This is a genomic window from Phenylobacterium sp. (assembly GCF_030654915.1).
GTDB lineage: Bacteria > Pseudomonadota > Alphaproteobacteria > Caulobacterales > Caulobacteraceae > Phenylobacterium.
In genome coordinates this window covers 1-5,323 of sequence record NZ_JAURWM010000190.1, presented here as the reverse complement: position 1 = coordinate 5,323, position 5,323 = coordinate 1, and the positions used below count along the sequence as shown (strand labels likewise).

Below are 5,323 nucleotides of genomic sequence, written 5' to 3'. Positions count from 1 at the left end.
CGAGGCGGTGCGCTCGGGCGGCGTCGGCTACGACAGGCTGCGGCCCCTGGATACCTACACATGGTGGTACGTCCGCGCCGCCGCCTGGATGACCGCCCGAGCCCTGCCGCGCGCTGGCCTGATGTTGCTGACCGCTGGGGTCGCCCTGCCGCTGCTCGGGCTGGAAGCTTGGTCCTGGCGGCCACCAGCGGACGGCGTCCAGGCGGGCCTGTTCGCGGTCTCGATGATCTTGGTCGTGCTGCTCTCCTCGGCCTTCGTCATGCTGCTCAACATCACCGCCGTGGCGACCATGGACGAGCGCGGCGTCAACACCCTGGTCGCCTCGGTCCTGATCCTGCTCTCAGGCAATCTCCTGCCGCTCTCGCTGTTTCCCGACTGGGCGCAGACCTTCCTCTTCCTTCAGCCGTTCGCCGGGTTCATCGACATCCCCTTCCGAATCTACTTCGGCGGCCTGACTGGGCGCGAGGCCTTCGCCGGTCTGGGCCTGCAGGTATTCTGGACCGTCGTCTTCCTGATCATCGGCCGCACCTGGATGAGCGCGCAGATGCAACGTCTTCAGATGCAGGGGGGCTAGGATGTTCAGCGCACTCTTCCTGCTGAGCCGGTATTTCTCGGCCTCGATCCGTGGCCAGCTCCAGTATCCGGGCTCGACCCTGATGCTGAGCGCCGGGCAGTTCATGTCGACCATTATCGATATCCTGGCGGCCTGGGCGCTTTTCGCGCGCTTCGGTCCGGTCCAGGGCTGGACCTTCGGCGACGTGGCGATGTTCTTCGGCATGATCAGCGTCAGCTTCGCCATCGCCGACTTCCTCAGCCGCGGCTTCGACATGTTCGGCGCCCACTTCGTGAAGACCGGCGACTTCGACCGGGTGCTGCTGCGCCCGCGCTCGGTGACGCTCCAACTCATCGGATACGACTTCCGCCTGGCGCGGATCGGCCGCCTGCTCCAAGGCCTGATCGTCATCGGCCTGGCCACCACCGCCCTCTCCCTGCAATGGGACGCCGGCAAGATCGCGCTGGCGGTGTGGATCATCGCCGGCGGCGTGGCGCTGTTCTTCGCCTTGATGGTCTTCCAGGCCACCTTGGCTTTCTGGACGGTCGAGAGCCTGGAGGTCATGAACGTGCTGACCTATGGCGGGGTGCAAGCGGCGCAGTTCCCCCTCAGCATCTACACCGAGTGGTTCCGGAATTTCCTGATCTTCGTCGTCCCGCTGGGCTGCGTCGCCTATTTCCCGGTGCTGGTCATCCTGGGCAAGCCGGACCCCCTGGGAGCTCCGGATTGGCTCCTGCCGTTGACGCCGGCCGCCGGCTTTATCTTCCTTGGCCTATCGTTCCTGGCCTGGCGCATCGGCGTCTCGAAATACACCTCGACCGGCAGCTAGATCAGCTCGGTGACCAGTCGCCACGCGCGCTTGGAGAGCAGGAACTCCCGATTCTGGATCATGTCCGGCTCCAGTCCCAGCATCACGGCGGCGATGTCCTGCGAAACCGCGCGGCTGTTGATGTAGTAGCTGTGCTGCGACAGCTCGTCGGCGCCCGAAGCAATATTGCGACAGTCCACCAGCACGACCTTCTTCGGCAGCAGGTCCACCAGGCGCGGCCCGTCCGAACCCAAGCGATCGGGATTGGCCTTGGTCTTGTCGGAGATCAGCAGCGCCCGGTCGCGGGGATTGAAATAGACCGTCACCTGCCGGCCGATATAGGGCAGCGGCGCGAGCTTATCCTCTCGCTCGAAGGTGTCGTCGTCCTCATCCGGCGCGGCCAGCAGGATCTGGTCGAATAGCCGCACCAGGCTCTTGGGTTCCTTGGCGATCACCGCTTGCAGGCCGTTGCGCAGGACATAGACGCCCATGCTGTGAGCCAGCAGATGCAGTTGTCGCTGGCAGTAGTCATTGGGCGCCAGGTCGACGGTGACGAACTCCTTCAATCGCAGGAACGCCCGCGCCAGGGCTGGACCGGAAGCCCGCGCGTCCTCTCGGTCGCTGTAATAGGACATGAGCGGCACCGCCGCCCCGTCCGAGGGCCAGCTGAACACCACGATGTTCACCTGCCGCCCGCTGATCTGCACTTGGCGGGAGAGTTCAGCGCCGGCCGCCAATGCGCCGATGAAGCTGACATTGAAGCCGTGGATGAAGACCAGGGTGTCTGACCGGTCGCCAGCCATGCACTGATGCAGGTCTCGCAGGAACCGGTCGCTGCCCTTCACCGTAAAGCCGTTCTCGTCGGCCTCTTCCGGATAGACCTCGACCCTGGTCGGTCGCGCGCCCGCATCGAAATCGGCGTAGCCGTATCTAAGCGCGGCCACGCCGTCCGGGTTGAAGGTCTTGCCGAATATCTCGAGCTTGTTGTCGGGCAGATGGTTGCGGTTGGTCGCAAAATGTACGCGAAGCTGCGCCATGGGCTCCCCCACCTAAGGTAAGGCAGAGTGCAAGCCTAAAGCGAACAACCGCAAGCCAAATCCAGGCCGGTAGGGTTACTCCGCGGCCATGGCCAAGGCGCTGCCCCGGGTCAGCGAGGTCTTTGCCGCCAGCGCCGCCTTCGCCGCTTCATACTCGGCCGCCAGGCGGTCGACCAGTTGACCGGCGGTGGGGATTTCCTTCACCGCGCCGATGCCTTGGCCGCAGCCCCAGATGTCCTTCCAGGCCTTGGCCTTCTGGTTGCCGCCCGAACCAAAGTTCATCTTCGAGGGATCGGCTTGCGGCAGGTTGTCGGGATCCAGACCCGCCGCCTCGATGGAGGGGCGCAGGTAGTTGCCATGCACGCCGGTGAAGAGGTTCGAATAGACGATGTCGTCGCCGTTCGAGGCCACGATCATCTCCTTGTAGCCCTCCATGGCGCGGGCTTCCTGGGTGGCGATGAAGGCCGAGCCGATATAGGCGAGGTCCGCGCCCATGGCCTGGGCCCCGAGCACCGCGGCGCCGTTGGCGATCGAGCCCGAGAGCGCGATCGGCCCTTCGAACCACTCACGCAGTTCCTGAACCAGAGCGAAGGGCGACAGGTGGCCGGCATGGCCGCCAGCGCCGGCCGCCACCGGGATCAGGCCGTCAGCGCCCTTTTCCACGGCCTTGCGGGCGAAGCGGTCATTGATGACGTCGTGCAGCACGATCCCGCCATAGGAATGGATCGACTGGTTCACGTCTTCGCGCGCGCCCAGCGAGGTGATGGTGATCGGCACCTTGTACTTCACCGCCATCTCGACATCCTGCTCCAGGCGGTCGTTGGTCTTGTGGACGATCTGGTTCATCGCGAACGGCGCCGACAGGCGGTCGGGGTTCTTGGCGTCCCAGGCGGCTAGTTCCTCGGTGATCTGCGCCAGCCACTCGTCCAATTGGCTCACCGGCCGCGCGTTCAGCGCCGGGAACGAACCCACCACACCGGCCTTGCACTGCGCGATCACGAGTTCAGGACCCGAGATGATGAACAGCGGCGAAGCGATCACCGGAATGCGCAGGCGCTCGGAGAGAATGGGGGGCAGAGCCATGAGGGCGTCCTTTTGAATGGCGTCGATCTAATTTTTACAGCGTATACATAAACCGATCCGGCGTGCAAGCACCCACGGATCGTGACCCCGCGTGAACTTGACGCGCTGGCCGGAGACGGCCCAATGGCGCCTCATGAGCGACACCTCGAACACTCTCGGCGAGTTCCCAGCCGCCACCGTCGCGCAATGGCGCGCCCTTGTCGAAAAGACCCTCAAGGGGGCTCCCTTCGACAGCCTTAAGCGCACGACGCTCGAGGGCCTGCCGATCGACCCGCTTTATGACGGCGACATCGCCGCGCCCGGTTTCGCGCCCCGGCCACACGACGCCGAACGCCCCTGGGACATTCGCTCGGTGATCGCCCACCCAGATCCGGCTCTCGCCAACGCCGAGTTGCTGGCCGATCTCGAAGGCGGCGCCGCCTCCGCACTGATCGTCATTGATCCAACGGGCGAGCACGGCGTGGCTGTCGGCTCGGCCGAGGAGCTTGGCCGCGTCCTCGACGGCGTCATGCTGGAATTCGCGCCTGCCGCCCTCGACGCCGGCTTCCTGGGCCCCAAGGCCGCCGACTGGCTCGCCGCCACGGCCAAGAGTTCGCCCACCGCCCTGCTCTCCTTCCATCTGGACCCCTTGAGCAGCTTCGCCCGCGACGGCGTCAGCCCCGGCCCCGTCGAGAGCCATGTGGTCTCGGCCGCCACGGTTGGCGCGCGTCTGATCGCGACCTATCCAAAGGCTGGCCTCTTCCTGGCCTCGGGCCGGGTCGTCCACGAGGCCGGCGGCGGCGAGGCCGGCGAACTAGCCTTCGCCCTGGCCGCGGCCCTTACCTACGCCAAGGCCCTGGTTCGCACCGGGCTGCCGATGCGCGAAGCCTTCGCCGCGATCCACCTCGGGCTCTCCGCCGACACCGACTATTTCGCGACCCTATCCAAGCACCGCGCCGCGCGGCTGCTATGGACACGCTTGGTCACCGCCTGCGGCGTGGACGTCCCGGCCCGCATCGAGGCGCGCTCCTCCCAGCGGATGCTGGCGGCGCAAGATCCCTGGACCAACATGCTGCGCCTGAGCTCAGCGGCCTTCGGCGCGGCGGTCGGCGGCGCCGACGCGGTGGTGCTGGGCGCCTTCACCGATCCGCTTGGCCTGCCCACCGAATTCGCCCGTCGCCAGACCCGCAACGCTCAGTTGGTGCTGATGGAAGAGGCGCACCTTGGCCGCGTCTCCGATCCGGCCGCCGGATCCGGCTATGTCGAAGCCCTGACCGACGAGATGGCGCGCGCCGCCTGGACGCAGTTCCAAGCCATCGAAGCCGCAGGCGGCCTGATCGCAGCCCTCGCCGCCGGCAAGATCGCCGCTCAGGTCGAAGCAGTCTGCGCCGCCCGTGACGCCGGCGGCCCGCCCAAGATCGTTGGCGTCACCGCTTTCCCGCCGACGCAGGACGCGCCGGTCGAGGTCCAGCATCCCGCGCCGCGTACCGCACAGGCGCCGTCCACCCGGCTGCCGGGTCCAGACGGCCATTGCCCGCCGCTGCGTCCTATCCGTCTAGCCGAGCCCCATGAGGCTGCACGATGAGCCAGTTCCCCGACTTCGCGACCCTGCCCTTTGACGGCGTCGCCACGACCCGCGCCGTCACCACGGGCGAGGTGTGGGACACGCCAGAAGGCGTGGCGGTTAAGCCATCCTACGGCCCGCAGGACGTCGAGGGCTTGGCCTCGGGCTATCCTGGTCTCGCTCCGTTCCTGCGCGGCCCCTATCCGACCATGTACCTGACCAATCCGTGGACGATCCGCCAGTATGCGGGCTTCTCCACGGCCGAGGATTCCAACGCCTTCTATCGGCGCAACCTCGCG

At 66.6% G+C, this 5,323-nt stretch carries 6 protein-coding genes; 4 read left to right on the top strand and 2 right to left on the bottom strand.

The features are described 5' to 3' along the window. Together Q7T84_RS09875 and Q7T84_RS09870 are read left to right on the top strand one after the other, a co-directional pair. Nucleotides 1–574, top strand: a 574-nt coding sequence (locus Q7T84_RS09875; protein ID WP_304808278.1) for a hypothetical protein, incomplete at its 5' end; no start/stop codon positions are given. A gap of 1 nt (nt 575) precedes the next feature. Then, nucleotides 576–1,382, top strand: coding sequence for an ABC transporter permease (locus Q7T84_RS09870; RefSeq protein WP_304808277.1), 807 nt, complete (start codon nt 576–578; stop codon nt 1,380–1,382). Here the strand turns inward: Q7T84_RS09870 and Q7T84_RS09865 are convergent. Together Q7T84_RS09865 and Q7T84_RS09860 are read right to left on the bottom strand one after the other, a co-directional pair. Continuing rightward, nucleotides 1,379–2,398, bottom strand: a complete 1,020-nt coding sequence (locus tag Q7T84_RS09865; protein ID WP_304808275.1) for an alpha/beta hydrolase — start codon at nt 2,396–2,398, stop codon at nt 1,379–1,381. The two genes, Q7T84_RS09870 and Q7T84_RS09865, sit on opposite strands and share 4 nt — an antisense overlap. A 75-nt stretch (nt 2,399–2,473) precedes the next feature. After that, complete coding sequence (locus Q7T84_RS09860; RefSeq protein ID WP_304808273.1) at nt 2,474–3,481, bottom strand: nitronate monooxygenase family protein; 1,008 nt, start codon at nt 3,479–3,481, stop codon at nt 2,474–2,476. Nucleotides 3,482–3,614: 133 nt separating this feature from the next. On the opposite strand from Q7T84_RS09860, the gene Q7T84_RS09855 reads away from it, so the two are divergent. Next, nucleotides 3,615–5,045, top strand: coding sequence for a methylmalonyl-CoA mutase family protein (locus tag Q7T84_RS09855; protein WP_304808271.1), 1,431 nt, complete (start codon nt 3,615–3,617; stop codon nt 5,043–5,045). Further along, nucleotides 5,042–5,323, top strand: a 282-nt coding sequence (locus Q7T84_RS09850) for a methylmalonyl-CoA mutase family protein (RefSeq protein ID WP_304808270.1), incomplete at its 3' end; no start/stop codon positions are given. The genes Q7T84_RS09855 and Q7T84_RS09850, both read left to right, overlap by 4 nt.